General features: G+C 62.7%; 28 protein-coding genes. 8 read left to right on the top strand and 20 right to left on the bottom strand.

The features are described 5' to 3' along the window. Nucleotides 1-6: 6 nt before the first annotated feature. The 12 genes from D618_RS0105250 to gatC all read right to left on the bottom strand — a co-directional run bounded on the left by D618_RS0105250 (nucleotide 7) and on the right by gatC (nucleotide 11,952). On the bottom strand, nucleotides 7-318 hold the full coding sequence (locus D618_RS0105250; protein WP_017670446.1) for a 50S ribosomal protein L23: 312 nt from the start codon (nucleotides 316-318) through the stop codon (nucleotides 7-9). Continuing rightward, a complete protein-coding gene (gene rplD, locus D618_RS0105245) occupies nucleotides 311-937 on the bottom strand; it encodes a 50S ribosomal protein L4 (RefSeq protein WP_017670445.1) in 627 nt (208 codons plus the stop codon). The genes D618_RS0105250 and rplD overlap by 8 nt, the downstream gene beginning before the upstream one ends. A 6-nt stretch (nucleotides 938-943) precedes the next feature. Then, nucleotides 944-1,702 (bottom strand): 50S ribosomal protein L3, encoded by a 759-nt coding sequence (gene rplC / locus D618_RS0105240; RefSeq protein WP_017670444.1) that lies wholly within the window; start codon nucleotides 1,700-1,702, stop codon nucleotides 944-946. Between the two features lie 255 nt (nucleotides 1,703-1,957). Beyond that, entirely contained in the window at nucleotides 1,958-2,269 is a 312-nt protein-coding gene (gene rpsJ / locus D618_RS0105235; RefSeq protein ID WP_017670443.1) for a 30S ribosomal protein S10, read from the bottom strand. A 140-nt stretch (nucleotides 2,270-2,409) separates the two neighbouring features. Then, nucleotides 2,410-3,600, bottom strand: a complete 1,191-nt coding sequence (gene tuf / locus D618_RS0105230; protein WP_017670442.1) for an elongation factor Tu — start codon at nucleotides 3,598-3,600, stop codon at nucleotides 2,410-2,412. Nucleotides 3,601-3,755: 155 nt separating this feature from the next. Continuing rightward, nucleotides 3,756-5,852, bottom strand: coding sequence for an elongation factor G (fusA, locus tag D618_RS0105225; RefSeq protein WP_026091326.1), 2,097 nt, complete (start codon nucleotides 5,850-5,852; stop codon nucleotides 3,756-3,758). Nucleotides 5,853-6,110: 258 nt separating this feature from the next. Continuing rightward, nucleotides 6,111-6,581, bottom strand: coding sequence for a 30S ribosomal protein S7 (gene rpsG / locus D618_RS0105220; RefSeq protein WP_017670440.1), 471 nt, complete (start codon nucleotides 6,579-6,581; stop codon nucleotides 6,111-6,113). A gap of 57 nt (nucleotides 6,582-6,638) precedes the next feature. After that, nucleotides 6,639-7,010: a 30S ribosomal protein S12 gene (rpsL, locus tag D618_RS0105215; RefSeq protein ID WP_017670439.1), complete on the bottom strand. Its 372-nt coding sequence runs from the start codon at nucleotides 7,008-7,010 to the stop codon at nucleotides 6,639-6,641. A 204-nt stretch (nucleotides 7,011-7,214) separates the two neighbouring features. Beyond that, entirely contained in the window at nucleotides 7,215-8,489 is a 1,275-nt protein-coding gene (locus D618_RS17715; RefSeq protein ID WP_152414535.1) for an HD-GYP domain-containing protein, read from the bottom strand. A gap of 183 nt (nucleotides 8,490-8,672) precedes the next feature. Then, a complete protein-coding gene (gene gatB / locus D618_RS0105205) occupies nucleotides 8,673-10,175 on the bottom strand; it encodes an Asp-tRNA(Asn)/Glu-tRNA(Gln) amidotransferase subunit GatB (protein ID WP_017670437.1) in 1,503 nt (500 codons plus the stop codon). Nucleotides 10,176-10,177: 2 nt separating this feature from the next. Further along, nucleotides 10,178-11,662 (bottom strand): Asp-tRNA(Asn)/Glu-tRNA(Gln) amidotransferase subunit GatA, encoded by a 1,485-nt coding sequence (gatA, locus tag D618_RS0105200; RefSeq protein WP_017670436.1) that lies wholly within the window; start codon nucleotides 11,660-11,662, stop codon nucleotides 10,178-10,180. 2 nt (nucleotides 11,663-11,664) lie between these two features. Continuing rightward, the gene (gatC, locus tag D618_RS0105195) at nucleotides 11,665-11,952 is read right to left on the bottom strand and encodes an Asp-tRNA(Asn)/Glu-tRNA(Gln) amidotransferase subunit GatC (protein WP_026091325.1); all 288 of its coding nucleotides are present in this window, start codon (nucleotides 11,950-11,952) and stop codon (nucleotides 11,665-11,667) included. 158 nt (nucleotides 11,953-12,110) lie between these two features. Between gatC and D618_RS0105190 the strand changes: the two genes are divergently transcribed. Further along, complete coding sequence (locus D618_RS0105190; protein ID WP_017670434.1) at nucleotides 12,111-13,223, top strand: DUF3089 domain-containing protein; 1,113 nt, start codon at nucleotides 12,111-12,113, stop codon at nucleotides 13,221-13,223. Continuing rightward, nucleotides 13,220-13,678: a Holliday junction resolvase RuvX gene (gene ruvX / locus D618_RS0105185; protein ID WP_026091324.1), complete on the top strand. Its 459-nt coding sequence runs from the start codon at nucleotides 13,220-13,222 to the stop codon at nucleotides 13,676-13,678. The genes D618_RS0105190 and ruvX overlap by 4 nt, the downstream gene beginning before the upstream one ends. 25 nt (nucleotides 13,679-13,703) lie before the next feature. Here ruvX and D618_RS0105180 read toward each other — a convergent pair whose 3' ends face one another. The 5 genes from D618_RS0105180 to D618_RS0105165 all read right to left on the bottom strand — a co-directional run bounded on the left by D618_RS0105180 (nucleotide 13,704) and on the right by D618_RS0105165 (nucleotide 19,484). Continuing rightward, on the bottom strand, nucleotides 13,704-13,982 hold the full coding sequence (locus tag D618_RS0105180) for an ETC complex I subunit (RefSeq protein WP_017670432.1): 279 nt from the start codon (nucleotides 13,980-13,982) through the stop codon (nucleotides 13,704-13,706). 121 nt (nucleotides 13,983-14,103) lie between these two features. Beyond that, nucleotides 14,104-14,349, bottom strand: coding sequence for a hypothetical protein (locus D618_RS19275; RefSeq protein ID WP_081590414.1), 246 nt, complete (start codon nucleotides 14,347-14,349; stop codon nucleotides 14,104-14,106). A gap of 97 nt (nucleotides 14,350-14,446) precedes the next feature. Then, nucleotides 14,447-16,891: an ATP-dependent helicase HrpB gene (hrpB, locus tag D618_RS0105175; protein WP_017670431.1), complete on the bottom strand. Its 2,445-nt coding sequence runs from the start codon at nucleotides 16,889-16,891 to the stop codon at nucleotides 14,447-14,449. Nucleotides 16,892-16,996: 105 nt separating this feature from the next. Beyond that, entirely contained in the window at nucleotides 16,997-18,403 is a 1,407-nt protein-coding gene (locus tag D618_RS0105170; RefSeq protein ID WP_051041235.1) for an MATE family efflux transporter, read from the bottom strand. A 52-nt stretch (nucleotides 18,404-18,455) separates the two neighbouring features. Then, a complete protein-coding gene (locus tag D618_RS0105165) occupies nucleotides 18,456-19,484 on the bottom strand; it encodes a polyprenyl synthetase family protein (protein WP_026091323.1) in 1,029 nt (342 codons plus the stop codon). Between the two features lie 92 nt (nucleotides 19,485-19,576). Here D618_RS0105165 and D618_RS0105160 point away from each other — a divergent pair, with 92 nt between their 5' ends. Then, entirely contained in the window at nucleotides 19,577-19,864 is a 288-nt protein-coding gene (locus D618_RS0105160) for a chorismate mutase (RefSeq protein ID WP_017670428.1), read from the top strand. Between the two features lie 11 nt (nucleotides 19,865-19,875). Here D618_RS0105160 and D618_RS0105155 read toward each other — a convergent pair whose 3' ends face one another. Continuing rightward, on the bottom strand, nucleotides 19,876-20,241 hold the full coding sequence (locus D618_RS0105155; protein ID WP_238550589.1) for a hypothetical protein: 366 nt from the start codon (nucleotides 20,239-20,241) through the stop codon (nucleotides 19,876-19,878). 29 nt (nucleotides 20,242-20,270) lie between these two features. Here D618_RS0105155 and D618_RS0105150 point away from each other — a divergent pair, with 29 nt between their 5' ends. Then, nucleotides 20,271-21,392: a serine hydrolase gene (locus tag D618_RS0105150; protein ID WP_081590427.1), complete on the top strand. Its 1,122-nt coding sequence runs from the start codon at nucleotides 20,271-20,273 to the stop codon at nucleotides 21,390-21,392. A gap of 58 nt (nucleotides 21,393-21,450) precedes the next feature. After that, nucleotides 21,451-22,080, top strand: a complete 630-nt coding sequence (locus D618_RS0105145) for a hypothetical protein (protein WP_017670425.1) — start codon at nucleotides 21,451-21,453, stop codon at nucleotides 22,078-22,080. A 42-nt stretch (nucleotides 22,081-22,122) separates the two neighbouring features. On the opposite strand, the gene D618_RS0105140 is transcribed toward D618_RS0105145, so the two are convergent. Both D618_RS0105140 and pdxH read right to left on the bottom strand, forming a co-directional pair. Then, the gene (locus tag D618_RS0105140) at nucleotides 22,123-22,932 is read right to left on the bottom strand and encodes a PhzF family phenazine biosynthesis protein (protein ID WP_017670424.1); all 810 of its coding nucleotides are present in this window, start codon (nucleotides 22,930-22,932) and stop codon (nucleotides 22,123-22,125) included. After that, on the bottom strand, nucleotides 22,929-23,507 hold the full coding sequence (pdxH, locus tag D618_RS0105135; protein WP_017670423.1) for a pyridoxamine 5'-phosphate oxidase: 579 nt from the start codon (nucleotides 23,505-23,507) through the stop codon (nucleotides 22,929-22,931). Before pdxH ends, D618_RS0105140 begins: the two co-directional genes overlap by 4 nt. Nucleotides 23,508-23,646: 139 nt before the next feature. Here pdxH and D618_RS0105130 point away from each other — a divergent pair, with 139 nt between their 5' ends. The 3 genes from D618_RS0105130 to D618_RS0105120 all read left to right on the top strand — a co-directional run bounded on the left by D618_RS0105130 (nucleotide 23,647) and on the right by D618_RS0105120 (nucleotide 26,023). Next, nucleotides 23,647-24,108 (top strand): ABA4-like family protein, encoded by a 462-nt coding sequence (locus D618_RS0105130; protein WP_017670422.1) that lies wholly within the window; start codon nucleotides 23,647-23,649, stop codon nucleotides 24,106-24,108. 79 nt (nucleotides 24,109-24,187) lie between these two features. Then, nucleotides 24,188-25,114 (top strand): DnaJ C-terminal domain-containing protein, encoded by a 927-nt coding sequence (locus D618_RS0105125; RefSeq protein WP_026091322.1) that lies wholly within the window; start codon nucleotides 24,188-24,190, stop codon nucleotides 25,112-25,114. A 72-nt stretch (nucleotides 25,115-25,186) separates the two neighbouring features. Continuing rightward, nucleotides 25,187-26,023 carry a YihY/virulence factor BrkB family protein gene (locus D618_RS0105120; RefSeq protein ID WP_193746676.1) on the top strand — a complete coding sequence of 279 codons (837 nt, stop codon included), beginning with the start codon at nucleotides 25,187-25,189 and terminating at the stop codon, nucleotides 26,021-26,023. Nucleotides 26,024-26,026: the final 3 nt, after the last annotated feature.

Genomic DNA, 26,026 nt, shown 5'->3' with positions numbered 1-26,026 from the left:
CCGCGCTCAGACGCCGGTGGTGACGTCGATCGACTGGCCTTCGGCCAGACGAACAACGGCTTTCTTGATGTCGTTGCGGGTGTAGGGACGGCCCTTCCAACGCTTGGTCTTGCCCTTCTGGACCAGGGTGTTCACCCCGATCACCTTGACATCGAACAGCGCCTCGACGGCAGCCTTGATCTGCGGCTTGGTCGCGTCCTGCGTGACCTTGAAAACCACCGCGTTGTTCTCGCTCAGCAGCGTCGACTTCTCGGTGATGTGCGGAGCCACGATCACGTCATAATGACGGGTATCGATGGTGTCGGAATTTTTAGCCATTGAACCGTGCCTCCAGCTTTTCAACAGCGGCGCGGGTCAGCACCAGCGTATCGTGTTTCAGGATGTCATAGACGTTGGCACCAACGGCGGGCAGCACGTTCAGACCGATCAGGTTGGCCGAAGCCTTCTTGAAATTGTCGTTCACGGCATCGCCATCGATGAACAGCGCCTTCTTGCCCAGACCGAGCTTGCCGAGCTGTGCCAGCAGAGTCTTGGTCTTGGCTTCGGTGATGTCGAACGTGTCGACCACGATCAGGCTTTCGCTGGCGACCTTGGACGACAGAGCCATCTTCAGGCCGAGCGCACGGACCTTCTTGTTCAGCGAAGGATTGAAGTCACGGACGCGAGGACCGTGAGCCTTACCACCGCCGATGAAGATCGGGGCACGACGATCGCCGTGACGAGCGGTACCGCCGCCCTTCTGGCGACCGAACTTCTTGCCGGTACGGGCAACATCGCTACGCTCGCGAGCGCCGCGGGCAGTGCCGCGACGATTTTCGAGCTGCCAGGTGACGACACGGTGCAGAATGTCTGCACGCGGCGCGACACCGAAGACGTCATCGTTCAGTTCGATGTCGCCGCTGGCGGTTGCGTCGAGGGTTTGGACCTTGAGCTTCATGGCTGATTAACCCTCCTGGCCGTCGGTTGCTTCAACCACCGCGACGTCTTCAGCAGGCGTATCGGCAGGAGCATTGTCATTGGTACCCGCTGCAGAGCGGATGGCGGCGGGATACGGAGCGTCAGCGTGACGATCAACCTTGACGGCATCACGAACCATCAGCCAGCCACCCTTGGAACCGGGGACCGAACCCTTGACGAAAATCAGACCGCGCGCCTCATCGGTGCGGACGACTTCGAGGTTCTGCTGCGTGCGCTGACGGTCGCCCATGTGGCCGGCCATCTTCTTGTTCTTGAAAACCTTGCCCGGATCCTGGCGCTGACCCGTCGAACCATGCGCACGGTGTGAGATCGACACACCATGCGATGCGCGCATACCCCCGAAGCCCCAACGCTTCATGGCACCGGCAAAACCCTTACCCTGGGTGTGACCGGTGATGTCGACCAGCTGGCCGGCAACGAAGTGGTTGGCCGAAATGGTGGCGCCGACATCGAGGATCGCATCGTCAGCGACGCGGAACTCGGCCATCAGCATCTTGGGAGCGACTTCTGCCTTGGCAAAATGCTCGCGCTGCGGCTTGTTGACGTTCTTGGGCTTGGCAGCTCCGGCACCCAGCTGAACAGCGACGTATCCGTCACGATCCTGGTTCTTGACCGAAACCACCTGGCAATCTTCCAGCGACAGAACGGTAACCGGCACGTGCCGACCATCGTCCTGGAACAGGCGGGTCATCCCGACTTTCTTTGCGATCACGCCAGTGCGCATGATCTTTCTCCCAATAGAGGCCCACATGCACAATTGCCTGCGGGCGTATCCAAACGAAAACCCCCAAAGTTCTGCGAACCTTGAGGGCCAACCCGAAATTTGATGATCACCCCGTCCGGGTTGGCTTTTTCCGCATCCCCATCAAGGGGCATCGAAAAAGACGGGGGACCAGTGCCGCAGCATTGCTGCGCGGTATCCCTTGTAGTTCCCATCCAGTGGATGGAAGCGCCAGGCCCTGCCCGGCGCCGGCTGGCATCAGGCCAGCTTGATCTCGACGTTGACGCCTGCGGCCAGCTCGAGCTTCATCAGAGCATCGACGGTGGCCGGGGTCGGCTGAACAATATCCAGCAAACGCTTGTAGGTGCGCACCTCGAACTGCTCGCGCGACTTCTTGTCGACATGCGGGCCGCGGTTCACGGTGAACTTCTCGATGCGCGTCGGCAGCGGAATGGGACCACGAATGAGAGCGCCGGTGCGACGGGCTGTGTCGGCGATGTCGCCGGTTGCCTGATCAAGCACGCGATGATCAAATGCCTTGAGGCGAATACGGATATTCTGCGTTTCCATTACCACTTTACCGATGCGAAAGAGCGAAAAACAAACCGCCCCAGAAACCCGTTGGCTCTTTCGAACCCAACGCCGGGGCGGCCTATTGAAAAACTGCCATCTCCCGAACGAATCAAATCCGTCCGGGAGATGGCCCTATATTACTTGGAGATCGTGCTGACAACCCCCGAACCGACAGTCCGGCCACCTTCGCGAATTGCGAAGCGCAGACCCGGATCCATCGCGATCGGAGCGATCAGCTTGACGCCGATCGTCACGTTGTCGCCAGGCATCACCATTTCGGTGCCCTCGGGCAGAACAACTTCACCGGTCACGTCGGTGGTGCGGAAGTAGAACTGCGGACGATAGTTGGCAAAGAACGGCGTGTGACGGCCGCCTTCGTCCTTCGACAGGACGTAGACTTCTGCGTTGAACTCGGTGTGCGGCGTAACCGAACCGGGCTTGCAGAGAACCTGACCACGCTCAACGTCTTCACGAGCCACGCCGCGAACCAGTGCGCCGATGTTGTCGCCAGCCATGCCCTGGTCGAGCAGCTTGCGGAACATTTCAACGCCGGTGACGACGGTCTTGCGGGTATCCTTGAGGCCGACGATTTCGACTTCTTCACCAACCTTGACGATGCCGGTTTCAACGCGACCGGTCACAACCGTACCACGACCCGAGATCGAGAACACGTCTTCGACGGGCATCAGGAACGGCTTGTCGACGGGGCGAGCAGGCTGCGGGATGTAGTCGTCAACGGCCTTCATCAGGGCGTAGATCGATTCCTTGCCGATATTGTCGTCACGGCCTTCGAGAGCGGCCAGAGCCGAACCCTTGACGATGGGAATGTCGTCGCCCGGGAAGTCGTACGAGCTCAGCAGCTCGCGCACTTCCAGTTCAACCAGCTCGAGGATTTCTTCGTCGTCGACCTGGTCAACCTTGTTCATGTATACGACCAGAGCCGGCACGCCGACCTGACGAGCAAGCAGGATGTGCTCGCGGGTCTGGGGCATCGGGCCGTCAGCAGCGTTCACCACCAGGATCGCGCCGTCCATCTGCGCAGCACCGGTGATCATGTTCTTCACATAGTCAGCGTGGCCGGGGCAGTCGACGTGCGCATAGTGGCGTGCTTCGGTTTCATATTCGACGTGTGCGGTCGAAATGGTGATGCCGCGCTCGCGCTCTTCGGGAGCCTTATCGATGTTGGCATAGTCGGTGAAGGTCGCGCCACCGGTTTCAGCCAGCACCTTGGTGATGGCTGCGGTCAGCGTGGTCTTGCCATGGTCAACGTGACCGATGGTACCGATATTGCAGTGCGGCTTGGTCCGCTCAAATTTAGCCTTGGCCATTTTTTCCTACCTTCGTTCTTTTACTATCTGTGGGATAGTCCGCGCCGCGCTCTGGCGAGACTGCCCAAAACTGTCAACACCCAATTGAAAGCCCGTGGCGCCATAGGCGCGATTCGACGGGTTAAGGTCGAGCGCCTATAGCGAGTATGCCCGGCTTATGCCAGCTTCTCCTTGACCTCGGCTGCGACATTTGCCGGAACCTCATCATAGTGAGAAAACTGCATCGTGTACTGCGCACGTCCCTGAGTGAAGGAACGCAGCTGGTTCACGTAACCGAACATGTTGGCGAGCGGCACAACCGCTTCCACTGCCTGGGCATTGCCGCGCGTGTCGGTGCCCTGGATCTGGCCACGACGGCTGTTGAGATCGCCGATGACGTCACCGAGGTAATCCTCAGGCGTCACGACCTCGACCTTCATGATCGGTTCCAGCAGCTTGATGCCGGCCTTCTGGGCGGCTTCACGCATCGCGGCACGTCCGGCAATTTCAAACGCCAGTGCCGAAGAGTCGACGTCATGGTATGCACCATCGTACAACTCGATCTCGAAATCGATGATCGGGAAGCCAACCAGCGATCCGGAGGCTGCGGTTTCGCGCATGCCCTTCTCGACCGACGGAATGTATTCCTTGGGAATGTTACCGCCCTTGACCGCATCGTTGAAGATGATGCCCGATCCACGCTCGCCCGGCGTCAGCTTGAACTTGACGCGGCCGAACTGACCCGAACCACCCGACTGCTTCTTATGGGTATAATCGATGTCCACAGGCTTGGCGAGATACTCGCGATAGGCCACCTGCGGCGCACCGACATTGGCTTCCACCTTGAACTCGCGACGCATGCGGTCGACGAGAATTTCGAGGTGAAGCTCGCCCATGCCCTTGATGATCGTCTGGCCGCTTTCGGAATCCGACGATACGCGGAACGAGGGATCTTCGCGAGCAAGGCGGTTGAGCGCCACGCCCATCTTTTCCTGGTCGGCCTTGGTCTTGGGTTCCACCGAAAGCTCGATCACCGGCTCGGGGAATTCCATGCGCTCAAGGATGATCGGCGCACTGGCAGCACACAGCGTGTCGCCCGTCGTGGTGTCCTTCAGGCCCGCCAGAGCGACGATGTCGCCTGCGAACGCTTCCTGGATGTCCTCACGGCTGTTGGCATGCATCAGCAGCATGCGGCCAACCTTTTCCTTCTTGTCCTTCACCGAATTGATGACGGTCGAAGCCGCTTCCAGCTTGCCCGAATAGATGCGGGCGAAGGTCAGCGTGCCCACGAACGGATCGTTCATGATCTTGAACGCCAGTGCCGCAAAGGGCTCGCTGTCCGACGACGGACGCTCGTCCGGCGTTTCGCCATCGAGCTTCACGCCCTTAATGGCAGGAACATCGAGCGGCGAAGGCAGATAGTCGACCACGGCATCGAGCAGCGGCTGAACACCCTTGTTCTTGAACGCCGAACCGCAGACCACCGGCACGAATGCCATTTCGAGCGTACCCTTGCGGATCAGCTTCTTGAGGTCGGCCGTGCTGGGCTCGTTGCCTTCGAGATAGGCTTCCATCAGCGCATCGTCGAGTTCAACAGCCATCTCGATCAGGTCACTGCGATACTTCGCGGCCTTCTCGACGAGATCGTCAGGGATCGGCTGATATTCGAACTTCGCACCCAGGCTCTCTTCCAGCCAGATGATCGCGCGGTTCTCGACCAGATCGACCAGACCCTTGAAGCCGCCTTCGATGCCGATCGGCAGATACAGAACAGCCGGGCGGGCGCCCAGACGCTCGATGATCGAGTTCACGCAGAAATAGAAATCGGCACCGGTGCGATCCAGCTTGTTGACGAAGCACATGCGCGGCACGCCGTACTTGTCGGCCTGGCGCCACACGGTTTCGGACTGCGGCTCAACGCCGGCAACGCCATCGAAGCACGCAACCGCGCCATCGAGTACGCGCAGCGAACGTTCGACTTCAATCGTGAAGTCAACGTGGCCAGGGGTGTCGATGATGTTGATCAGGTGCTCGTCGCCCTTGCCTTCTTCGGCGCGCCACTTGCAGGTGGTGGCAGCAGACGTGATCGTGATCCCGCGCTCCTGCTCCTGCTCCATCCAGTCCATCGTCGCGGTGCCTTCATGCACTTCGCCGATCTTGTACGACTTGCCGGTGTAATAGAGGATCCGCTCGGTCGTGGTGGTCTTGCCCGCATCGATATGGGCCATAATGCCGATATTGCGGTACTTTTCCAGGGGATGGCTGCGTGCCATGATCATAAACTCCAAGTGTGGGGCGTAATTTGCCGCGCGCTATAATGAAGCCCCCGCGCTTTGACCAGCGCGAATTGGGGTTATCGATGTAGCAAACGCCAAACCCCTCTCCCGTTGCAGAAAGAGGACGGTGTGCCTCACCAGCAGGCTGGCCGAGGCGGAATGGGAGAGGGGCAGGTCAGCACCCGGTGTGCGCCCTGCCCTCCCCGTGCTTCAAATCGTGAAGCAAACTCTCTCCCGCAAGGGAGAGAGCGATATTTACCAGCGGTAGTGCGAGAATGCACGGTTCGCTTCGGCCATGCGGTGCGTGTCTTCACGCTTCTTGACCGCATTGCCACGATTGTTGGCGGCATCGAGCAGTTCGCCCGACAGACGCGCAGCCATCGTGGTTTCGCTGCGGTTGCGCGCAGCCGAGATCAGCCAGCGGATGGCCAGAGCCTGGGCACGTTCCGGACGAACTTCGACGGGAACCTGGTAGGTCGCGCCACCGACGCGGCGGCTGCGAACTTCGATGCCGGGCTTCACGTTGTTCAGCGCATCGTGGAACATGGGAAGCGGGTCGGCCTTGGCCTTGGCTTCCATGGTTTCCATGGCACCGTAAACAATACGCTCTGCAACGGACTTCTTACCGTCCAGCATGAGGTTGTTCATGAACTTGGAAAGCGTCAGATCCCCGAACTTGGGATCGGGAAGAATGACGCGCTTTTCTGGGCGACGACGACGAGACATAGGTAACTCCTGAAAAAGGCCTGACCTTCAAACGGGGTGACGAACACCCCGCGAGGATCACTTCGGACGCTTGGCGCCGTACTTCGAACGGCTCTGCTTGCGGTCCTTGACACCCTGGGTGTCGAGAACGCCGCGCAGCACGTGGTAACGCACACCGGGAAGGTCGCGTACGCGGCCGCCGCGGATCAGCACAACCGAGTGCTCCTGCAGGTTGTGGCCTTCACCCGGAATGTAGGTGATGACTTCGCGGCTGTTGGTCAGACGGACCTTGGCCACCTTGCGCAGTGCCGAGTTCGGCTTTTTCGGGGTCGTCGTGTAAACACGGGTGCAAACGCCGCGCTTCTGCGGGTTTGCGTCCATTGCGGGCACCTTGGACTTCGCCTTCTGGGGCACCCGGCCCTTGCGGACCAGCTGGTTAATCGTTGGCATGTTTCTCTTCACCTGATTGGTAGAGTATGAGGTTACTCTGCCGCCAGATACGTGAACGAGGCGCGTTTCCGCACGCCGATATGGTGGAGGCTCCGCCTTTGATCCACCCGCACCTAGCGCCAGTGTTGTGCTGGTATCCGATTCTCGCAAAGCGTGGCTCGGCGGCAATCGAAGGGGGGCCCTTAGCGATCAATGCCCTGCCGGTCAAGCCGCAGCAGAAAGGTCGGCACCCTTGGCAAGGATCGATTGCCGCAATGCAGCCCAATCATCGAAATGCCAGAACTCGGGGCGCTCGGTGCCCAGAATCTGAGGGCCGCGGTCCGGTGCAATGATGATTTCCACCGGCTTGGTCAACTGCAGGCGCGACGTGCAATAAAATGGCCGCACCCGGATAGCAGACGGATCGTCCTCGCAGTTATCGACAACCAGCGCCAGACGGTGGTCGTTCAAGCGCACCAGACCCCCGGCAGGATACAGGCCCATGGAGTTGATGAACACTTGCATCAGCCGTTCATCGAAATGACCTTCCCACTGCGCCATCCGGCCCAGCGCTGTGCAGGGGGTCCAGGGATCCTTGTAAGGCCGGTTGGATGTCACGGCATCATAGACGTCGCAGATCGCCCCCATGCGCGCAGCCAGGCTTATCTCGTTGCCCTGCAATCCGAAGGGATAGCCCGTGCCATCCATTTTCTCGTGGTGGTGCAGACAGACATCGCGCGCCACATCCGGGATCTCCGGATTGTCGCCAATCAGCGCGTGGCCCCGTTCGGGATGAGTGCGAATGGCCGAGAATTCCTCGTCGGTCAGTCGCCCGTTCTTGTCGAGGATCATCTGTGGAACGGCCATCTTGCCCAGATCGTGCAGCAACCCTGCCATGCCCATCGAGCGGATGGTATTTTCATCCAGGTCCAGCTTGCGCGCAAAGTTGATCATCAGCGCGCATACCGCGACAGAGTGCATGTAGGTGTATTCGTCTTTGCTCTTGAGCCGAACCAGGTTGGTCAGCGCCTTGTTGTTGCGCTCGACCGAATCGCGGATTTCATCGATCAGCGGCGCCACATCGGCGACCTTGATCGCCTGCCCCATGCGCGCCGCCTCGAACATGGCGCCGACCTGCTTCTTCGACTTTTCGACAATCTTCGCCGCGCGCTTGCTTTCCTGACGAAAGCTCGTGGATTTTGTAGCGGCCGTGGGCGCCGTGTATCTTTTGGCGAGCGGATTGGGCTGCGTTGCCAGTCGCGGCGCGGAAGGCAGGCTCGGCATCGCGAAGGGCCGTTCAGCAGCCCTTGGCGCCGGAACACTGCCGCGCTCATCATCGACGATAACCGCATCCACCCGGCTCTGGCGGATCTTGAGAACATCATCATCGTCTTCGAGCAGGAATTTCTTGCGCCAGAACGGGTGATCAAACCACGAGCCGACAAAACCGTGGATGAACATCCCCGTGGCAACGTCAGCAGGCTTGATATGTCTCAGCACGCGCACAGTCCCATCCGCGCCACGACAGGGGGGCAAGGATATGGACCACGCCTACCGGATATCCCCCCCATCAAGGCTTGTTACAGCAGGGGATATCCAGTGAATGTGTTAACATAGCGTAAGCTCGAATAAACCACAGCATGATGTTACAAACGGGCCGCAGAGCTGATGAATTGAGCCGAGTTAATTAAGCACCTTCTTCAGCTGCTCATTTACCATTTGCGGGTTAGCCTTGCCCTGCATGGCCTTCATCGTCTGGCCGACGAAAAAGCCGAACAAGGCTTCCTTGCCGCTGCGATACTGTTCCACCTTGTCGGCGTTGTCGGCAAGGACCTTGGCGATGGCGGCATCGATCGCGCCCGTGTCGGACGTCTGCTTCAGCCCGCGCTCTTCCACGATCTTGCCCGCCCCGTCTCCGGTTTCCAGCATGATCTCGAAGACCTGCTTGGCGATGGTGCCAGAGATCGTGCCATCTGCGACCAGCGCCACCAGTTCCGCTCCGGCAGCCGGGCTGACCGGGCTCTCGTCGATGGTCTTGCCCATGCGGTTGAGCGCGCCGTACAGTTCAGACAACAGCCAGTTTGCCGACGCCTTGGCAACGTCTGCTTCCGGCTTGCCCTGCGCCTTGGCGCTCTCGGCCAGCAGCGCTTCGAACCAGCGTGCAGTCTCGGCTTCGGCGGTCAGAACTGCGGCGTTGTAGGCAGACAGGCCGAGCTCGCTTTCGTACCGCTTGCGCTTGGCATCGGGCAGCTCGGGGAGCGATTCCTTGCACGCGTCGAGGAATGCATCGTCGAGCTCCAGCGGCAGCAGGTCCGGATCGGGGAAGTAGCGGTAATCGTGCGCATCCTCCTTCGACCGCATCGAGCGCGTCTCGTTCTTGTCCGGATCGTACAGCCGGGTTTCCTGCACGATGGTGCCGCCACTTTCGAGCACGTCGACCTGGCGGTTCGCTTCATGCTCGATCGTGGCCATCACATAGCGGACCGAATTGACGTTCTTGGTCTCAGTGCGGGTGCCGAATTCGTCGCCGGGCTTGCGCACCGAGACATTGACGTCGGCGCGCATCGAGCCTTCTTCCATATTGCCGTCGCACGAGCCGACATACCGCAGGATCGTCCTCAACTTCTTGAGATACGCTCCGGCTTCCGCCGGCGAGCGCATGTCGGGACGCGAGACGATTTCCATCAGCGCGACACCGCAGCGGTTGAGATCGACATAGGACATCGTCGGATGCTGGTCGTGCATCAGCTTGCCCGCATCCTGCTCCAGGTGCAGTCGCTCGATGCCAATCGTCTTGGTCTGCGCGTCGGGGTTCTTCTCGTCGAGACTGATCTCGATACCGCCCTCACCCACAATCGGGTGATAGAGCTGGCTGATCTGATAGCCCTGCGGCAGATCGGCGTAGAAATAGTTCTTGCGATCAAACCGCGAGTAACGGTTGATCTGCGCATTCAACGCCATGCCCGTGCGCACCGCCTGGCGGACGCACTCGCCATTAGGCACCGGGAGCATGCCGGGCATCGCGGCGTCGACCAGCGACACCTGCGCATTGGGCTCTGCGCCGAACGTCGTCGAAGCGCCCGAGAACAGCTTGGCGTGGCTGGTGACCTGGGCATGCACCTCCAGCCCGATCACGACCTCCCACTCACCGGTTGCGCCCTGGATACGATAGGTTGATTCAGTCATTGTCACCACCACTGCGCCGGACGCGCGGTAAAGCCCGCACGTTCCTCGATTGCCAGACCGGCGTTCAGCACGCCCTGCTCGTCGAGCGGCTTGCCAATGATCTGCAGGCCCAGCGGCAGGCCCTGGCTGTCGAGACCGCCGGGAACCGACATTGCGGGCAGCCCTGCCAGCGAGGCGGGCACCGCGAACACGTCATTGAGGTACATCGCGATCGGGTCTTCGCTGTTCTCGCCCAGGCCAAAGGCAGCGCTGGGCGCAGTCGGCGCGAGCAGCACATCGCAATGATCCCAGACCTGCGCGAAATCGCGCGCGATCAGGGCGCGGACCTTCTGCGCCTGAGTATAATAGGCATCGTAAAAGCCGGCGGACAGCACGTACGTGCCGATCATGATGCGGCGCCGGACCTCTGCACCGAAGCCTGCGGCGCGCGTGGCGGCGTACATGTCCTGCAGCCCGGCCCCATCGGGCAAGGTGCGCTGGCCATAGCGCACGCCATCATAGCGCGCGAGATTGGACGAGGCTTCCGCCGGGGCAATGATGTAATAGGCGGGCAGCGCATAGCGGGTATGCGGCAGCGAAACCTCGACGATCTCGGCCCCGGCATCGCGCAGCCAGTCGGCAGCCTTGTCCCATACGGCAGCGACATCGGCATTCATGCCGTCCATGCGATATTCCTTGGGAATACCTACGCGCTTGCCCTTGAGATCGCTCGACAATCCGGCTTCCCAATTGGGCACCGCCAGATCGAGCGACGTCGAATCCTTGGGGTCGAAGCCGCTCATCGCCTCGAGCATGATCGCGCAGTCGCGCACGTCGCGCGCCATCGGTCCGGCCTGATCCAGCGACGAGGCGAACGCAATCACACCCCAGCGCGAGCAGCGACCATAAGTCGGCTTGATGCCACTGATACCGGTGAAGGCGGCAGGCTGCCGGATCGATCCGCCGGTGTCGGTTCCGGTCGCCCCAGGGCACAGCCGCGCGGAAATCGCAGCCGAACTTCCGCCCGACGAACCACCAGGCGCCAACGGCGCATTGCTGCCATCGTTGCGCCGCCAGGGCGAAATGACGTTACCGAAGGCGCTGGTCTCGTTCGACGATCCCATCGCGAACTGGTCCATGTTGAGCTTGCCCAGCATGCCTGCGCCCGCATCCCACAGCTTCTGGCTGACGGTGGACTCATAGGTGGGCTTGAAGCCGTTCAGGATCTCGCTCGCTGCCCGCGCTTCGACGCCGACGGTGCAGAACAGGTCCTTCATGCCGATCGGCACGCCGGCCATGATCGGCAGGTCCTCGCCCGCCGCGCGCTTTGCGTCGATCGCATCGGCAGCGGCCAATGCATGATCGGGCGTGTCGATCATGAAGGCGTTCAGCGCCTTGGCTTCGGCCACGCGCGCGTTGAACGCGGTTGCGACTTCGCGCGCGCTGAAGGTTCCGGCGCGCACGCCGTTGCGGATGTCGGCAATGCCGAGGTCGGTCAGTTCGGTCATGTTTATTCGATCACCTTGGGCACGCCGAAAAAGCCGTGTTCGGCGGCGGGGGCATTGGCCAGCACCTTGTCGCGGATGTTGCCATCGGTGACGACATCTTCGCGCAAGCGCAGCGTATTGGGGATGACGGCGGTCATCGGCTCGATGCCGGTGACGTCCACCTCGCCGAGTTGTTCGACCCAGCCCAATATGCCGTTGAATTCTGGCACCATCGCTTCAATCTCGGCGTCGGTCATTGCGATCCGCGCCAGGCTGGCGATCTTCTTCACGGTTTTGCTATCTACTGACATGGCTCTAGCGGCTAGCACCGGGCCGCTTTGCCATCAAGCAGGCAAATGCTGCAAATGCGTGATCAAACACCGCTGGCAGTGTCCAAGACCTGTACCTATATGCGCCGAATGGCCGGGATGTCGCTGGACCGCCCATGCCCACCGTTCGGAGAGTGTTTTTGGCCCGCAAGTTTCTGTACCTGATCGCGACGATCATCTTCCTGTTGGTCGCAGCTTTCGCGCTTTACCGCCTGTTTCCACAGCAGATCTTTGCAGCTGCCTTCGTTCCGTCGACAGAGTTCGTCAAGCCGCAAGCGGTTGAGACCAGCGCCTATGCTGACCAGAAGATGTGGTTCTCCCGGCCCGAAATCACCGGCAGCGCCAATCCGTCGCTGTGGACACCCGAAGGGTTCGAGCCGACCGCCGCCCCCAAGGTCGCCGTCTTCTACGTCCACCCGACATCGTACATGAAGCGCGAATTCTGGAACGCGCCGATGAACGACAAGGAATCGCAAGACCGCGCGCGCATCTTCCTGCGCAGCCAGGCCAGCGTGTTCAACGGCATCGGCCAGATCTGGGCTCCGCGCTATCGCCAGGCCGCCATCGGCGCGTTCCTCACCGACAAGCCCGAAGCGCAGATGGCGTTCGACGCCGCCTATAGCGATGTCCTCGCAGCCTTCGACGAGTTCGTCGCCGAAATCCCCGAAGACATGCCGATCATCATCGCGGGGCACAGCCAGGGCGCGCTGCACCTGACCACGCTGATGCGCCAGCGGGTCGTCACCCGTCCGCTCGCCGACCGGATTGTCGCTGCCTATGTCATCGGCTGGCCGGTATCGCTGACCACCGATCTGCTGGCGCTGGGCCTGCCGGCCTGCACTGATCCCGATCAGGCAAACTGCATGCTGGGCTGGCAGAGCTTTGGCGAACCGGCCGAGCCCGACCTCATTCTGCAGGTTTACGCGGCCAGCGTCGGCTTCGATGGCGTATTGCGGGCAGACTCGCCGATGCTTTGCGTCAATCCGCTCACCGGCGTGCTGGGCGACGAGGCGGCTGCGGACAAGAACATCGGCACTCTGGTGCCGAACGAGGAGCTGACCGACGGCGTCATCACGCCCGGCCTGGTGCCTGCGCGCTGCGATGATCGCGGACTGCTGCTGTTGGGCGGAGAGCCGCAGATGGGCAATTACGTACTCCCCGGAAACAACTATCACGTGTACGACTATCCGCTGTTCTGGGCCAATGTGCGGGCGGATGCCGAGCGGAGGGTAAACGCATTTCTGGCGCGCTGATCACGACGCAGGCGGCGGAATTCCGTGAGGCGCTGCCTGCGGGCGGACGGCTGATCGGGCTCGACGTCGGCAGCAAGACCATCGGCACCGCCTTCTGCGATGCCGGCTGGAGCTTTGCCACCGCTGCCAAGACGATCAAGCGCACCAAGTTCGGCAAGGACAAGGAGCAGATCGAGCAGCTGGTTCGCGATCAGCAGATCACCGGGCTGGTCATTGGCCTGCCGCTCAACATGGATGGCTCGGACAGCCCGCAAACGCAGAGCGTGCGCGCCTTTGCCCGCAACATTGCGGTGCTGGGGCTGCCGATCTTCATGCAGGACGAACGCTGGTCGACCCAGGCCGTGGAGCGCGCGATGATCGATGCGGATATCAGCCGCGCCAAGCGTGCCGAGCGCGTCGACAGCGCGGCCGCCGCCTTCATCCTGCAAGGCGCGATCGACGCGATGGTCGGCTGAGCGATCGAACGCTCAGCCTTAAAAGTCAGCGAAAATTATCGGCATAGGCCTGGATCTTCAGGCGGCGCGGAGGTGTTTGTTCGATGCGCGCGGTAATACCGTACTTCTCGGCATAGCCCTTGGCCGCTTCAAGATCAGGGAATTTCAGCACCACCTGTTGCTGGGTATCGCCAGAGCCCGCCCAGCCGGTCAGCGGATCGGGCTTCTTCGCTTCAGCAGGCTCGAATTCGAGCACCCACAGATCGGTAAGCGCGCGGCCCGACTGCATGGCGTTTTTGGGGCGCTGATAGATTCGTGCGGCCATTGGTATCCGTCCCGGGAAAGTGTGATCGCCCCGCCTTTGCTACAGCCGGGGCGTTCGGGTCAAGGCTGGTGTGCCGTTTCAAACTTACTGGCGCCACCACGACTTAGGACGAAGCGGATCGTTACGGCTGCTCTCCATCACGCCAGCGCCATGCGCCATTGGACCGGCTATGGGCGATATACAGTAATATCGCAGTCGCAACGATCAACATGAGGATGAATATCAGCGGCGACAACAGCACACCACCAACAGTCGCAAATGCCACGTAAGCAGCCAATAGAAGCCAACCTTCCCGTGCGATCGGTAGGCCAACACCATAGCCTGTGCTCTTGACAGCAAACCAGGGCTTGATTGGAGTTTTGGGCATTCTCGTTGCTCCTCTCGGCCACGATAAATGCCACGGATCCGGCCACGCAGCAATGAGAAGCCACTGTGCGGCTAGATCGGGAGTCGGAACAAATACCTCAAATCCCCTGCCGCTTTTTCGTCGCGAGACTGGCCTGGGCTTCCCAGGGCGCGTCGGGCCAATGGTGGCGGGGATAGCGGCCGCGCATGTCCTTGGCGACATCGCGCCAGCTGCCCCGCCAGAAGCCGGGCAGGTCACGCGTCGTTTGGATCGGGCGACCGGCAGGCGACGTCAGCGAAAGAACGAGCGAAATGCGGTCGCGCCCGACCACCGGATGCGTATCCAGCCCATACAGTGCCTGTACCCGCAATTCGACCGTCGGCCCAGCGGTTGCGGCATAATCGATGGCGTGGCGCGTGCCTGCAGGGCTGGCGAATTCAGCAGGTGCGACGCGATCCATCGCCTGCATCGCATCCCAGCCCGCCAGCCCCTGCAGCGCATTGTGCAGGTCGCCGGGGCTGACGCTGCCCAGCGATCGCTTACCGGCCAGCAGCGGCGCTAGCCAGTCCTCCAGGGCAGCGAGCAGGTGCACGTCATCGAGCGTTTCTATTCCGGCAAAGGCAGCGCGCTGGCGCAGCGCCTGCGCCTTCTCGCCCCAGTCGAGCAGGCCCAGCCCATGCTCGCGCACCCCGCCGATCAGCGCAGCGCACAGCGCATCGGGCGACGGTTTGGGGTCCGGCCCGCTCACCAGCCGGATCGCGCCGAGCCTGCGTTCGAGCCGAGCTTCGGCGCGGCGTTCTGCCAGCGCGAAACTGCACCGGCTGACGCGATCGATCCGGTGTGCCAGATGCGCTTCGACATCGGCAGGATCGATCGCCATCGCCCCGAGGATGCGCGCATCGGCGGCCTTGCCCTGGACCTCGCCGATCGCCAGCCACTGCGCCGTAATCAGCGACGACGCCGGATCGAGCCGGAAGCTGCGGCCGCCCGCGCTCGCCCAGGTCTCGCCCGACCCGTCGCGGCGCTTGGCCACGCGGTCAGGAAACGCGAAGGCGAGCAGGATGGCCGGCGGGATGTCCTGCCGCACGCCCATCTGGACCTGTCGCTCTGCCAGCTGCGCCCAGCGCTGCGCCAGCTTGCGCGACTTGGCGGCCCGTTCGCCGCGATCGCTGCGCCACCGCGCCAACCGCACCTCCAGGTCTTCGCCCTGCCCACCCAGCCCGCGCTCCTGACACAGCAGCGCGATCTCGGCGGCCAGCAGCGCGCAGCCTGCTGTTGCCCCGCGCAGCAGCATCGCAGCCAGATGCGGTGGCAATGGTAGCGCAGCAATCGCGCGGCCATTGGCGGTAATCGCTCCGCTCGGATCGATAGCCTCCAGCGCCTCCAGCCGCTTGCGCGCTTCGGACAGCAAGGGCGCTGGCGGCGGGTCGAGCCAGTTGAGGCGCAGCGGATCGCTCTCCCCCCAGGACGCGCATTGCAGCACCAGAGGCGCCAGATCACTGTCGAGAATCTCGGGCGGGTCGAACGGCGGCAGGCCACCGGTGGCAGCCTCCTCCCACAACCGGTATGCGACGCCTGGCCCCTGCCGCGCGGCACGGCCGGCACGCTGGGTTGCCGCAGCCTGGCTGGCACGCTCGGTGACCAAGCGCGTGGTCGCAGCGAGCGGATCATAACGTGCGCGCCGGGCCAGTCCGCTATCGACAACGATCCGCACGCCATCGATGGTCAGGCTGGTTTCGGCGATGCTGGTGGCGAGAATGACCTTGCGGCGGCCTTCCGAATCACGGCGGATCGCGGCGCGCTGCTCGGGCGGGGTCAGCGTGCCATGCAGCGGCAGCACCGCGATGCCCCCGCCCAGCACGGCGAGCCGCTCCTCCACCCGCGCGATTTCCGCCACGCCCGGCAGGAACGCAAGCACATCGCCCTGCGGCTCTTCGCGCAACGCGGTGCGGATCGCCTGCGCCATGCCATCCTCGATCCGCTGCTCGCCCCGCCGTCCGAGGTAGCGCAGCTCGAGCGGGTGCGAGCGGCCCTCGCTGGCGAGCACCGGTGCGTCGCCCATCAGCGTCGAAAACCGCGCGCCATCGAGCGTCGCCGACATGGCGAGCAAGCGCATGTCCGGCCGGAACGCGCCCTGCGCCTCCAGCGCCAGCGCGAGGCCGAAATCGCTGTCGAGGCTGCGCTCGTGCACCTCGTCGAACAGCACGGCAGAGACTCCTGCCAGTTCGGGATCGGCCTGGATGCGGTTGACGAAAATGCCCTCGGTCAGCACCAGCACGCGCGTTGCGGCGCTGCTCCTGCTGTCCATGCGGGTGGCGTAGCCGATCGTCTGCCCGACCGCCTCGCCCGCCAGCTCCGCCATCCGCTCGGCAGCAGCCCGGGCAGCCAGACGGCGCGGCGACAGCAGCAGCACTAGCCCGGTGCACCAGGGCTGATGGAGCAAAGCAGGCGCGACGGTGGTGGTCTTGCCGGCGCCCGGTGGTGCGACAAGGACGGCATTGGGGTTGGTGGCCAAGGCCGAGAGCAGGTCGGGGAGGACGGAATGAATCGGCAACTCAGCCATGCCTGCTTCCCCCTTCCGTCTGTCCCGAGCGAAGTCGAGGGACGTGCGCTCTACCGTTTGCGCGCACGTCCCTCGACTTCGCTCGGGAACTCGGAAACGGGTGCACTACTGGTAAACCCCCAGCCCGAGCTTTGCGCGCATCATCCACCGGCCGACCATCAGCACAGAGACCACCGCCAGCCCGGCGGCCAGGCCAATCCACACGCCCACGCCGTCCCAGCCCAGCCGGAAGGCGAAGAACCACGCGGTGCCCATGCCGACCACCCAATAGCCGAACGCGGCAAACAGCATCGGCCAGCGCGTATCCTGCAGCCCGCGCAGCACCCCTGCCCCCACCGCCTGCACGGCATCGACCAGCTGGAAGATTGCCGCGATGACAATGAAGCCCAGCGCCAGCTGGAACGCCGCCGCAGCGGTCGTATCGGTGGGATCGATGAACAGCCCAACGAGAAACTCGGGAAAGGCGGTCATGATCGCCGACATCGCGCATGCCGCGATGACCCCTACGCCCAAAGCCGCCCAGCCCGCGCGCGACGCGGCCACCGCATCGCGCCGGCCATGGTGCAGCCCGACCCGCACCGTCGCCGCCTGCGACAGGCTGAACGGAACCATGAACGCAAATGAAGCGATCTGGATCGCCACCGCGTGGGCCGCCAGCGAATCGCGGCTGATCAGCCCCATCAGGAAAGCTGCCGCGCTGAAGATCGCGACCTCGAAGGCAAAGGTGATCGCGATCGGCAGGCCCAGACGGAACAGCCCGGCATAGCGCGGCCAGTCGGCCACCCAGAACCGCCCGAAAATGCGATACCGCCGGAAAGGCTTCACTAGGGTCACGACCAAGGCCATGACCAGAAACAGCGTGCAATTGGCGACGAGGTTGGCGGTCGCGGCCCCCATCAGCCCCATTTCGGGGAAGCCCAGATTGCCAAACACCAAGGCCCAGCACACGATCAGGTTGACCGCGACACCGCACAAGGTGACGATGACCCCCCAGATGGGCCGCTCCAGCGCAGAGACATACATGCGCAGCACGAACTGCAACAGCCAGGGCAGCAGGCCCCACATCGCCACGCGCATGAACTGACCGGCATCGCGCGCCAGATCGGCCTGTTGCCCCATCAGCAGAAAGAGTGCTTCGGCCTGCCACAGCACCGCCCAGATCGGCACGCACACGGTCAGCGCCACCCAGAAGCCCTGGCGCACCGTCCGGCGGATATCGCGCACCGAATGGGCACGCCGTCCCCGCTCTGCCGCGATCATCGGTGAGGCAGCGGTCATCAACCCCATGCCGAAGGTGCCGCAGGCGAAATACAGGTTCACCGCGAGCGCCGCCGCCGCCAGCGCCTGAACATCATAGCGCCCCAGGATAATGACCTCGGTGGTGTGGATCGCCATCTGCGCCAGATTGCCCAGCACCAGCGGCCCGGCGAGCAGAAGCAGCGCGCGGATTTCGATCGCAAGGCCGCCCTTGCGATTCACGTCAGGAGTGGAACTGGCTGAAACCGCCGTCATGGGACTGAAACTCGATGGACCGGGCTCACCCGGTGATTCGGGTCAGCCGCCGTCAATAGCCCCGCGCGATCGCGAATTCGACCGTTTCGATCAGCGCCGACTTGGCCTTGCCATTGGGGAAGCCCGCGATCGCATCGATCGCGCGCTGGCCAAAATGGCGGGCGCGGTCGAGCGTCAGATCGATGGCACTATGTCGGCGCAGCAGATCGGTGGCATGCGCCAGATCCTCGTCCGACGTACGGTGCCCGATGATCGCAGCTTCCCAGAACTTGCGCTCTTCGGGCGTTCCATGCGCGTAGGCCAGGATGACGGGCAGCGTAACCTTGCCATCGCGGAAATCGTCGCCGACATCCTTGCCCATCTTTGCCGCGTCGGAAACATAATCGATGGCATCGTCGACCAACTGGAAAGCGATGCCGAGGTTGCGGCCATAGGCATCGAGCGCGAGCTCGTCGGCCTCGTTGCGCTCGGCCACGACGGCGGCGATTCGGCAGGCGGCGGCGAACAGCGCGGCGGTCTTGGCGCCGATGATCGCGAGATAGCGCTCTTCGCTGGTTTCGATCTGGCGCTGCGCCGTCAGCTGGTCAACCTCGCCCTCGGCGATGATCGCAGATGCGCCCGAAAGGATCTTCAGCACCTTGAGCGAACCGTCTTCGACCATCAGCTCGAACGAACGGCTGAACAGGAAATCGCCGACCAGCACTGTCGCGGGATTGCCGAACACCAGATTGGCAGCCTTCTTGCCACGCCGCATGTCCGACCCATCGACAACATCGTCATGCAGCAAGGTGGCGGTGTGGATGAATTCGACTGCGGCAGCGAGCTTGTGATGACGGTTGCCCGGATAGTCGAGCAGCCGCGCGCAGGCCAGCGTGAGCATGGGGCGCATCCGCTTGCCGCCGCCCGCGATCAGATGGCCTGCAAGCTCTGGAATCAGCGGGATTTTCGACTGCATACGGTCGAGAATCACGCTGTTGACCGAATTCATGTCATGCGCGACCAGCGCCATGATCGGATCGAGGCTCGGGGCGGGTGCAGGCGCGGCGCCGGGGCGGCCTATCGGGTGAACAGTCGCTGTCATGGGTTGCGATGTGGCAATCCGCATGGCTTAAGGCAAGCTCAAAGCGCAACGTACAGCAATGCGTTGCCCGATTCTGACAAGGCACACGGCATATGGCGCAAGACCCGGTTCTGGCTGCATTTCGACAAAGCATCGACAATATCGATGCCGCGCTCATCTTCATGCTGGCCGAGCGGTTCAAGATCACCAAAGCGGTGGGCGAATACAAGGCGAAGACCGATCTGCCACCTGCCGACCCCAACCGCGAGGTGGAACAGATTGCGCGGATGAAGCGGCTGGCGGTCGATGCCGATCTCGACCCTGACTTTTCTGAAAAATTCCTGCGGTTCGTGATCGACGAAGTCATCCGCCACCACGAAAAGATCCGCGACGAGAGCTGACCCGCCCCCGGTCAGTCAGCCTGCTCGCGCTCCTTCGGCGTCATCAGCACACAGCCCCAGCCATCGCGATATTCCGCGCTTTCCGCAGCCATTAACGGGACGGTCGCATCGATGCGCTTGGCATCGGCAGCTTCGCTCAGGCTCACCACCTCCATCCCCGGTTCCAGATCCTTTTCGCAGTCGCCCAGCTCGCGCCCGCCGATGTAGCGGCACGAACACACAACTCGCGCAGAATAGGCAGCGCCGGTCTGGCTATAGGCGCGCAGGCTGGGCCACAGATAGGCAATCGCGACCGCTGCCATCAGCAGCACGGCCAGCAAAACCCATTTCAGGCGACCGCCGCTGGCCTCCGCCATGCCCATATTTCGAGTTGCCATTGATCCCCGCCTGATTGATGGAAGCAGCCATGAAGCACCGCATACTCCTCGCCCTTGCCGCAACCAGCCTTGTGGGCGCAACCGCTTTCGGTCTTTACGGACTGGAGAGCAAGGCGGCCGACACCGGCGAGACAATGATCGCCGATGTCCCCGGTGTGTCAGCCGCGGCGCTCAACGCCGAGATCGACAAGCTGTTCAACGAGGACGAATATGCCGAGACCCGCGCGCTGGTGATCATGCGCGGCGGGCAGATCGTCGCGGAACGTTATGCCCCAGGTTACGACCAGGGCACCAAGTTCATCAGCTGGTCGATGGCCAAGAGCGTGACGGCGGTACTGGTCGGATTGATGGTAACCGACGGTCGGCTCGCGCTTGATGCCCCTGCCCCGGTGCCCGACTGGCAGCGCCCGGGCGATCCGCGCGGCGCGATCACGCTGCGCCATCTGCTGCACATGTCCGCTGGCCTGCAGCACACCGAAGCGGGAGATCCGCCGTATGATTCTGACGAGGTGCGCATGCTGTTCCTCGACGGGCGAGACAACATGGTGCGCTATGCCGCCAGCCAGCCGCTGGAGGCCGAGCCCGGATCGAAATTCGAGTATTCGACCAACACGACGGTGATCCTGTCTGATATCATCACCCGGCAGCTGACCGACAGCAAGGACCCCGATGTGCGACGACGCGCGATGCTGGGCTATATCCGCGGCCGGTTGATCGAACCTTTGGGCATGTCGTCGATGGTGCCGGAGTTCGACGCTTCGGGCACGATGATCGGCGGATCGATCATCCAGGCCAATGCGCGCGACTGGGCCAAGTTCGGCGAATTCCTGCGCAACAAGGGCTCGATCGCGGGCAACCAGTTTCTCACCCGCGGCTGGGTGGATTTCATGCTCACCAGCTCGCCCAACAATCCAACCTATGGCGGCCATATCTGGCTCAACAAGCCCAGTGCTGCGGGGCAGCGCAAGATATTGTATCCCGACCTGCTCCCTGGTGATGTCTTCGCAGCGCAAGGCCATCTGGGCCAGTTCGTCATCGTCAGCCCCAGCCAGCGGCTGACGATCGTGCGGCTGGGCAAGACTCAGGACAACGAACTGGACCCGGTGAAGGAACAGATTGGCAAAATCGCCGCGATGTTCCCGAAGGACTAGGCTGATCGCCCGACCTCTGTCAGACTTGCGAAGGAATCGGAACTGGCGGGGGCACGATATGCAGCGGATGAAGTACATAGCGGCGCTGGCAGCAGCCATGATGGTCTTGTCGGCAAGCTCAGCGCCTGCACAGGCGATGGCTTCCGCGAGCGCGTCTGAGGCAAGCCGGACCGCACCTTTTGTTGCTGCCGATTTTGATGTGCCGACGCTGGTGACGACGTCGTCGTTCAAGGTTGTGCCGCTGGGACCCGATCTCGTCAAAGTCGATTTCGACGCGTACATGTCGTCGATCGAGCACCTGCAGAAGACCTTCACCCGCAGCACGAGCTGGCCGCATCCGGGCGTGGCCGATGCCGACGCGATGAAGGACATGCAGACCGAGCAGGGTCGTTTCGAGCGGCGAGAGTCGTTCGCTTATGCCGTGCTGACGCCCGATGGAAAGCGCGAGCGCGGCTGCGTGTACGTCTACCCCAGCGAGATCGAGGGCTATGACGCGGTGGTCACGATGTGGGTGACCAAGGCTGAATATGACGCGGGCTTCGACGCGGAGCTCTATGCTTGGGCCAAAGACTGGGTGGCGAAAGAATGGCCGTTCAAGCGCGTTGCCTATCCCGGCCGCAGCATCGACTGGGACACCTGGGATGCCATGACCGCCGCGCAGAAAGCCAAGGGCGCTCAAGGAAGCTGACCGATGGTCCTCTCCCGCAGGCGAGAGAGGACATGCCTGCCGTTACCGTAGCCGGAACGTCCCCGTGACCACGGTAAAGCACTGCCCGCCCAGGATGGCGCGGTCGTCTGCCAGGGTGCACAGCAGCAATCCGCCACGCGCGCTGGCTTGGCAGGCGGTAAAGCTGTCGCGCCCCAGACGTGCCGCCCAGAACGGGGTCAGCACGGCATGGGCAGAGCCGGTCACGCTGTCTTCATCCACCCCTGCCCCCGGCACGAACACGCGGCTGAGCACGTCGGTGTCCTGGCCCGGCGCGGTGCAGATGAACTGGTGATCGCCCATTGCCGCCAATGCCTTGAAATCCGGCTGCAGCGCCAGGACATCCTGCGCATTGTCGAACAGCAGCACGTTGTAGCGTCCCGGATGGACATGATATTCGCTCGGCAATCCACCCAGCAGACTGGTCCAGTCGGGCAGCGGCGCGGGCAATGGCGCAAGAGCGGGTAGCGACAAGGTCAGCATGTCGTCCTTGCGGCTCACGCTGAGCACGCCAGCCTGCCTTGTCAGAAAGCGCACGGTATCGCCTGCAAACCCGTTCTCGAACGCATAATGCCCCGACGCGAGCGTGGCATGACCGCACATCGCGATCTCGACCGCAGGGGTGAACCAGCGCAGCTCGTAGTCCGCCTCGTCGCTTTCGATCGGCACGATGAACGCGGTCTCGGCGAAATTGTTCTCCTCGCCGATCGCCTGCAGCACATCGTCGTCGGGCCATGCCTCCAGTGGCATCACGGCCGCCTGATTGCCGGTGAACGGCCGGTTGGCAAAGGCATCGATATGGCAATAGGGCAGCGTGGCAGGTAATGTGGTCATGGGTACAGCAATCCTTCGCTCCAGCCATGGGCGGTGCGGGTGAACAAGCGGCGATGATGCAGGCGGTGGTCGCGATCTTCCCAGAACTCGATCTGCTGCGGCACGACGCAAAAGCCAGACCAATGCGGAGGGCGTGGCACTGGCCGTTCGGCGAACAGCGCCTCGACTTCGGCAAAACGCTGCTCGAAGATGCCGCGCTCGGGCAATGGCCGCGACTGGTCCGATGCCCATGCCCCCAATTGCGAATCGCGCGACCGGCTGGCGAAATAGGCATCCGCCGTCGCGTCATCGACAGCCTGAACCGGCCCTTCGATGCGAATCTGGCGGCGCAGCGATTTCCAGTGGAACAGCAACGCGGCGTGCGGATTGGCGAGCAGTTCGCCGCCCTTTCGACCTTCGTAATTGGTGTAGAAGATGAAACCGTCCGGGCCATGGCCCTTGAGCAGGACCATGCGCACCGAGGGGTGACCCTGCTCGTTCGCGGTCGCCAGCGCCATGGCGTTGCTGTCGTTGATCTCGGTCTCGCGGGCTTGCGCATACCATGTATCGAACAGCGCAAAGGGATCGTCGGCCATCTCGTCCTGCCTTGGTCAATGCGGCTCGCTTGACTGCCTTAACCATATAAGACAGTGGTGAATCCGCCAGTGCGGCTTATGCCGCAGCGGTCAGGCGATGAACAGGGCTTTGCGAGCGGCCCGCAAGGGGTATCCGGCAATGTGGGAACAGATATTCGGGGCTGCCAACCTGCTGGCGATGATCGCCTGGGCGGTGCTGATCCTCGCCCCCCGGCGCGAAAGCGTGATGCGCGCCCTGTTCTTCGGCCCCGTGCTTTTGCTGGCACTGGGCTATGCAACCGGGCTGACGCTGGTGATGACCGGCGTGGTGCCCACCGATGGCGGCGCGGATTTCTCCACGATCGCCGGTGTGCGCAGCATCTTTGCCAGCGACCCGGGTGTGACGATCGGCTGGGTGCATTATCTGACCTTTGACCTGTTCGTCGGCCTGTGGATCGCGCGCAACGCCGATGCGCATGGGCTGGGCACATGGAAGGGCCGGTTGATCCAGGCACCCATCCTGTTCTTCACCTTTGCTGCGGGGCCGTTCGGGCTTGCGCTCTACATCACAGTCCGTGCGATTTTTTTGCGCAGGGCATCGGCTCATCTGATACCGACTTGAAAAATGCCCTGCCCCTCCCCCAGATATTGTTGTAATTGGGCAACAATGGATATTCTCACCAACAATGGCGACCACATTCATGGCTGATCCCTATGCAATTCTCGGCGTGTCCAAAGGCGCAAGCGAGAAGGACATCAAGAGCGCGTACCGCAAGCTCGCCAAGGAACTGCACCCGGACTACAACAAGGACAACGCCACTGCTGCCGCGCGTTTCTCCGAAGTCACGCGCGCGTACGACCTCTTGTCCGACAAAGACAAGCGTGCCCGCTTCGACCGGGGCGAGATCGATATCGACGGCAATCCGGCTGCGCCTTTCGGCTTTGGCGGCGGCGGCGGCTATCGCCAGCAGGGCCGATCGAATGAGAACGCGGGTTTTTCGGGCTTCGGCAATGATGGTGTCGATTTTGCCGACATTTTCGATGGACTGTTTGGCGGCCTGGGCGGTGGCGGCCCCTATCGCGGCACCGGGCGCAGCAGCGCGCCCAAGGGCGCCAATGTCGCCTACAAGCTGGCGGTCGATTTCACCGATGCCGCAGCGCTCAAGCCGCAGCGGATCACGCTCGCAGATGGCAAGACGATTGACCTGAAACTGCCCAATGGGGTCGAGACCGGAACCAACATGCGCCTGTCGGGCAAGGGCCAGTCCGGTCCTGGCGGCCCCGGTGACGGCATTGTCACCATAGAGGTGCGCAGCCACCGCTTCTTCCGCCGCGACGGCGACAATGTGCGGCTCGACCTGCCTATCACGCTCAAGGAAGCCGTGGCCGGTGGCGAGGTGCGGGTGCCCACCGTCGATGGCGCGGTCATGCTCAAGATCAAGCCCGGCAGCCAGTCAGGCCAGCAGCTGCGCCTCAAGGGCAAGGGCTTTCACAACAAGGCCGGGGTTCGCGGGGACCAGATCATCGAGCTGCAGATCCGCTTGCCCGAGGGTGGCGATGCAGCGCTCAGCCAGTTCGTGGAAAACTGGTCGGTCGATTACGATCCCCGATCAGGTCTTGCGGGCTGACCAACGACTTTCAAGATGGCCATATCCAATCTGTTGAAGCCGGACACACTCAAGCGACTGCGGGCACGGACCGTGAGCATCACCCGCGAAGTGGTGGGCAATGTTCTGGTGCATGGCGGCGTGGTCGCGGGCAATTTCGCGTATCTGGCACTGCTGACCATCTTTCCGTTCTTCATTGTCGCAGCCGCGCTGGGCGGGGTCTTCGGGCGCAGTGAATACGGACAGCAGGCTGTGAATGCCTTTCTCGCTGCCGTCCCGCCCAGCATGGCTGCGGTCATGGCCGCCCCTGTTGAAGCGGCGATGACCGCTCGCACCGGGCCGCTGCTGTGGCTGGCGGTCATCGTGGGTCTGTGGACCACCGGCAGCCTGATCGAATCGATCCGCTCGGTGATCCGCCGGGCTTATGGCACCACCAACGACAAGCCGTTCTGGCGCTATCGCCTCGGTTCGATCGCGCTGATCATCATCGCGGTCCTGGCGACCATGCTGGCGCTGAGCATGCAGGTGGTGCTGGTCGGCGCCGCAGAGGTGATCGCCGCCAGCGTCCGCTTTCCGCAGGATGCAGGATTGCTGGTGGCGTTCAGCCAGCTGTTCACCTTTCTGGTGCTGCTGGGCATGCTGTACCTTGTCTTCGGCATGCTGACCCCCACGATCTACCGCCGCGCAGGCCATCCAATCTGGCCAGGCCCGCTATTCATCAGCATCTGGTGGATGGTCAGCCTGGCGGCACTGCCCTTCTTTCTCAGCAACTTTGCCAATTACGATCTGACCTATGGCAGCCTGGCAGGCGTGATGGTCAGCCTCATTTTCTTCTTTCTCATCGGGCTCGCTATGGTAATCGGGGCCGAATTGAACGCCGCGATCGCGCGCGCGGGCGGCGGTGTGCCGCAGCAAACAGCCATAGAATAAGGA

The organism is Blastomonas sp. AAP53, from assembly GCF_000331245.1.
Taxonomy (GTDB): domain Bacteria; phylum Pseudomonadota; class Alphaproteobacteria; order Sphingomonadales; family Sphingomonadaceae; genus Blastomonas.
Note: the sequence above shows the minus strand (reverse complement) of the source record. Positions and strands in the feature narration are given on the sequence as shown.

Coding starts and splice junctions, on each gene's coding strand:
- D618_RS0105150 (WP_081590427.1), top strand. CDS start 20,271: ATGAAGCACCGCATACTCCTCGCCCTTGCCGCAACCAGCCTTGTGGGC.
- D618_RS19275 (WP_081590414.1), bottom strand. CDS start 14,349: ATGCCCAAAACTCCAATCAAGCCCTGGTTTGCTGTCAAGAGCACAGGC.
- rpsJ (WP_017670443.1), bottom strand. CDS start 2,269: ATGGAAACGCAGAATATCCGTATTCGCCTCAAGGCATTTGATCATCGC.
- D618_RS0105155 (WP_238550589.1), bottom strand. CDS start 20,241: ATGGCAACTCGAAATATGGGCATGGCGGAGGCCAGCGGCGGTCGCCTG.
- fusA (WP_026091326.1), bottom strand. CDS start 5,852: ATGGCACGCAGCCATCCCCTGGAAAAGTACCGCAATATCGGCATTATG.
- D618_RS0105250 (WP_017670446.1), bottom strand. CDS start 318: ATGGCTAAAAATTCCGACACCATCGATACCCGTCATTATGACGTGATC.
- D618_RS0105145 (WP_017670425.1), top strand. CDS start 21,451: ATGCAGCGGATGAAGTACATAGCGGCGCTGGCAGCAGCCATGATGGTC.
- gatC (WP_026091325.1), bottom strand. CDS start 11,952: ATGTCAGTAGATAGCAAAACCGTGAAGAAGATCGCCAGCCTGGCGCGG.
- rplC (WP_017670444.1), bottom strand. CDS start 1,702: ATGCGCACTGGCGTGATCGCAAAGAAAGTCGGGATGACCCGCCTGTTC.
- D618_RS0105140 (WP_017670424.1), bottom strand. CDS start 22,932: ATGACCACATTACCTGCCACGCTGCCCTATTGCCATATCGATGCCTTT.
- hrpB (WP_017670431.1), bottom strand. CDS start 16,891: ATGGCTGAGTTGCCGATTCATTCCGTCCTCCCCGACCTGCTCTCGGCC.
- rpsL (WP_017670439.1), bottom strand. CDS start 7,010: ATGCCAACGATTAACCAGCTGGTCCGCAAGGGCCGGGTGCCCCAGAAG.
- D618_RS0105160 (WP_017670428.1), top strand. CDS start 19,577: ATGGCGCAAGACCCGGTTCTGGCTGCATTTCGACAAAGCATCGACAAT.
- pdxH (WP_017670423.1), bottom strand. CDS start 23,507: ATGGCCGACGATCCCTTTGCGCTGTTCGATACATGGTATGCGCAAGCC.
- D618_RS0105170 (WP_051041235.1), bottom strand. CDS start 18,403: ATGACGGCGGTTTCAGCCAGTTCCACTCCTGACGTGAATCGCAAGGGC.
- D618_RS0105130 (WP_017670422.1), top strand. CDS start 23,647: ATGTGGGAACAGATATTCGGGGCTGCCAACCTGCTGGCGATGATCGCC.
- gatA (WP_017670436.1), bottom strand. CDS start 11,662: ATGACCGAACTGACCGACCTCGGCATTGCCGACATCCGCAACGGCGTG.
- D618_RS0105165 (WP_026091323.1), bottom strand. CDS start 19,484: ATGACAGCGACTGTTCACCCGATAGGCCGCCCCGGCGCCGCGCCTGCA.
- tuf (WP_017670442.1), bottom strand. CDS start 3,600: ATGGCCAAGGCTAAATTTGAGCGGACCAAGCCGCACTGCAATATCGGT.
- gatB (WP_017670437.1), bottom strand. CDS start 10,175: ATGACTGAATCAACCTATCGTATCCAGGGCGCAACCGGTGAGTGGGAG.
- D618_RS0105180 (WP_017670432.1), bottom strand. CDS start 13,982: ATGGCCGCACGAATCTATCAGCGCCCCAAAAACGCCATGCAGTCGGGC.
- rplD (WP_017670445.1), bottom strand. CDS start 937: ATGAAGCTCAAGGTCCAAACCCTCGACGCAACCGCCAGCGGCGACATC.
- rpsG (WP_017670440.1), bottom strand. CDS start 6,581: ATGTCTCGTCGTCGTCGCCCAGAAAAGCGCGTCATTCTTCCCGATCCC.
- D618_RS0105125 (WP_026091322.1), top strand. CDS start 24,188: ATGGCTGATCCCTATGCAATTCTCGGCGTGTCCAAAGGCGCAAGCGAG.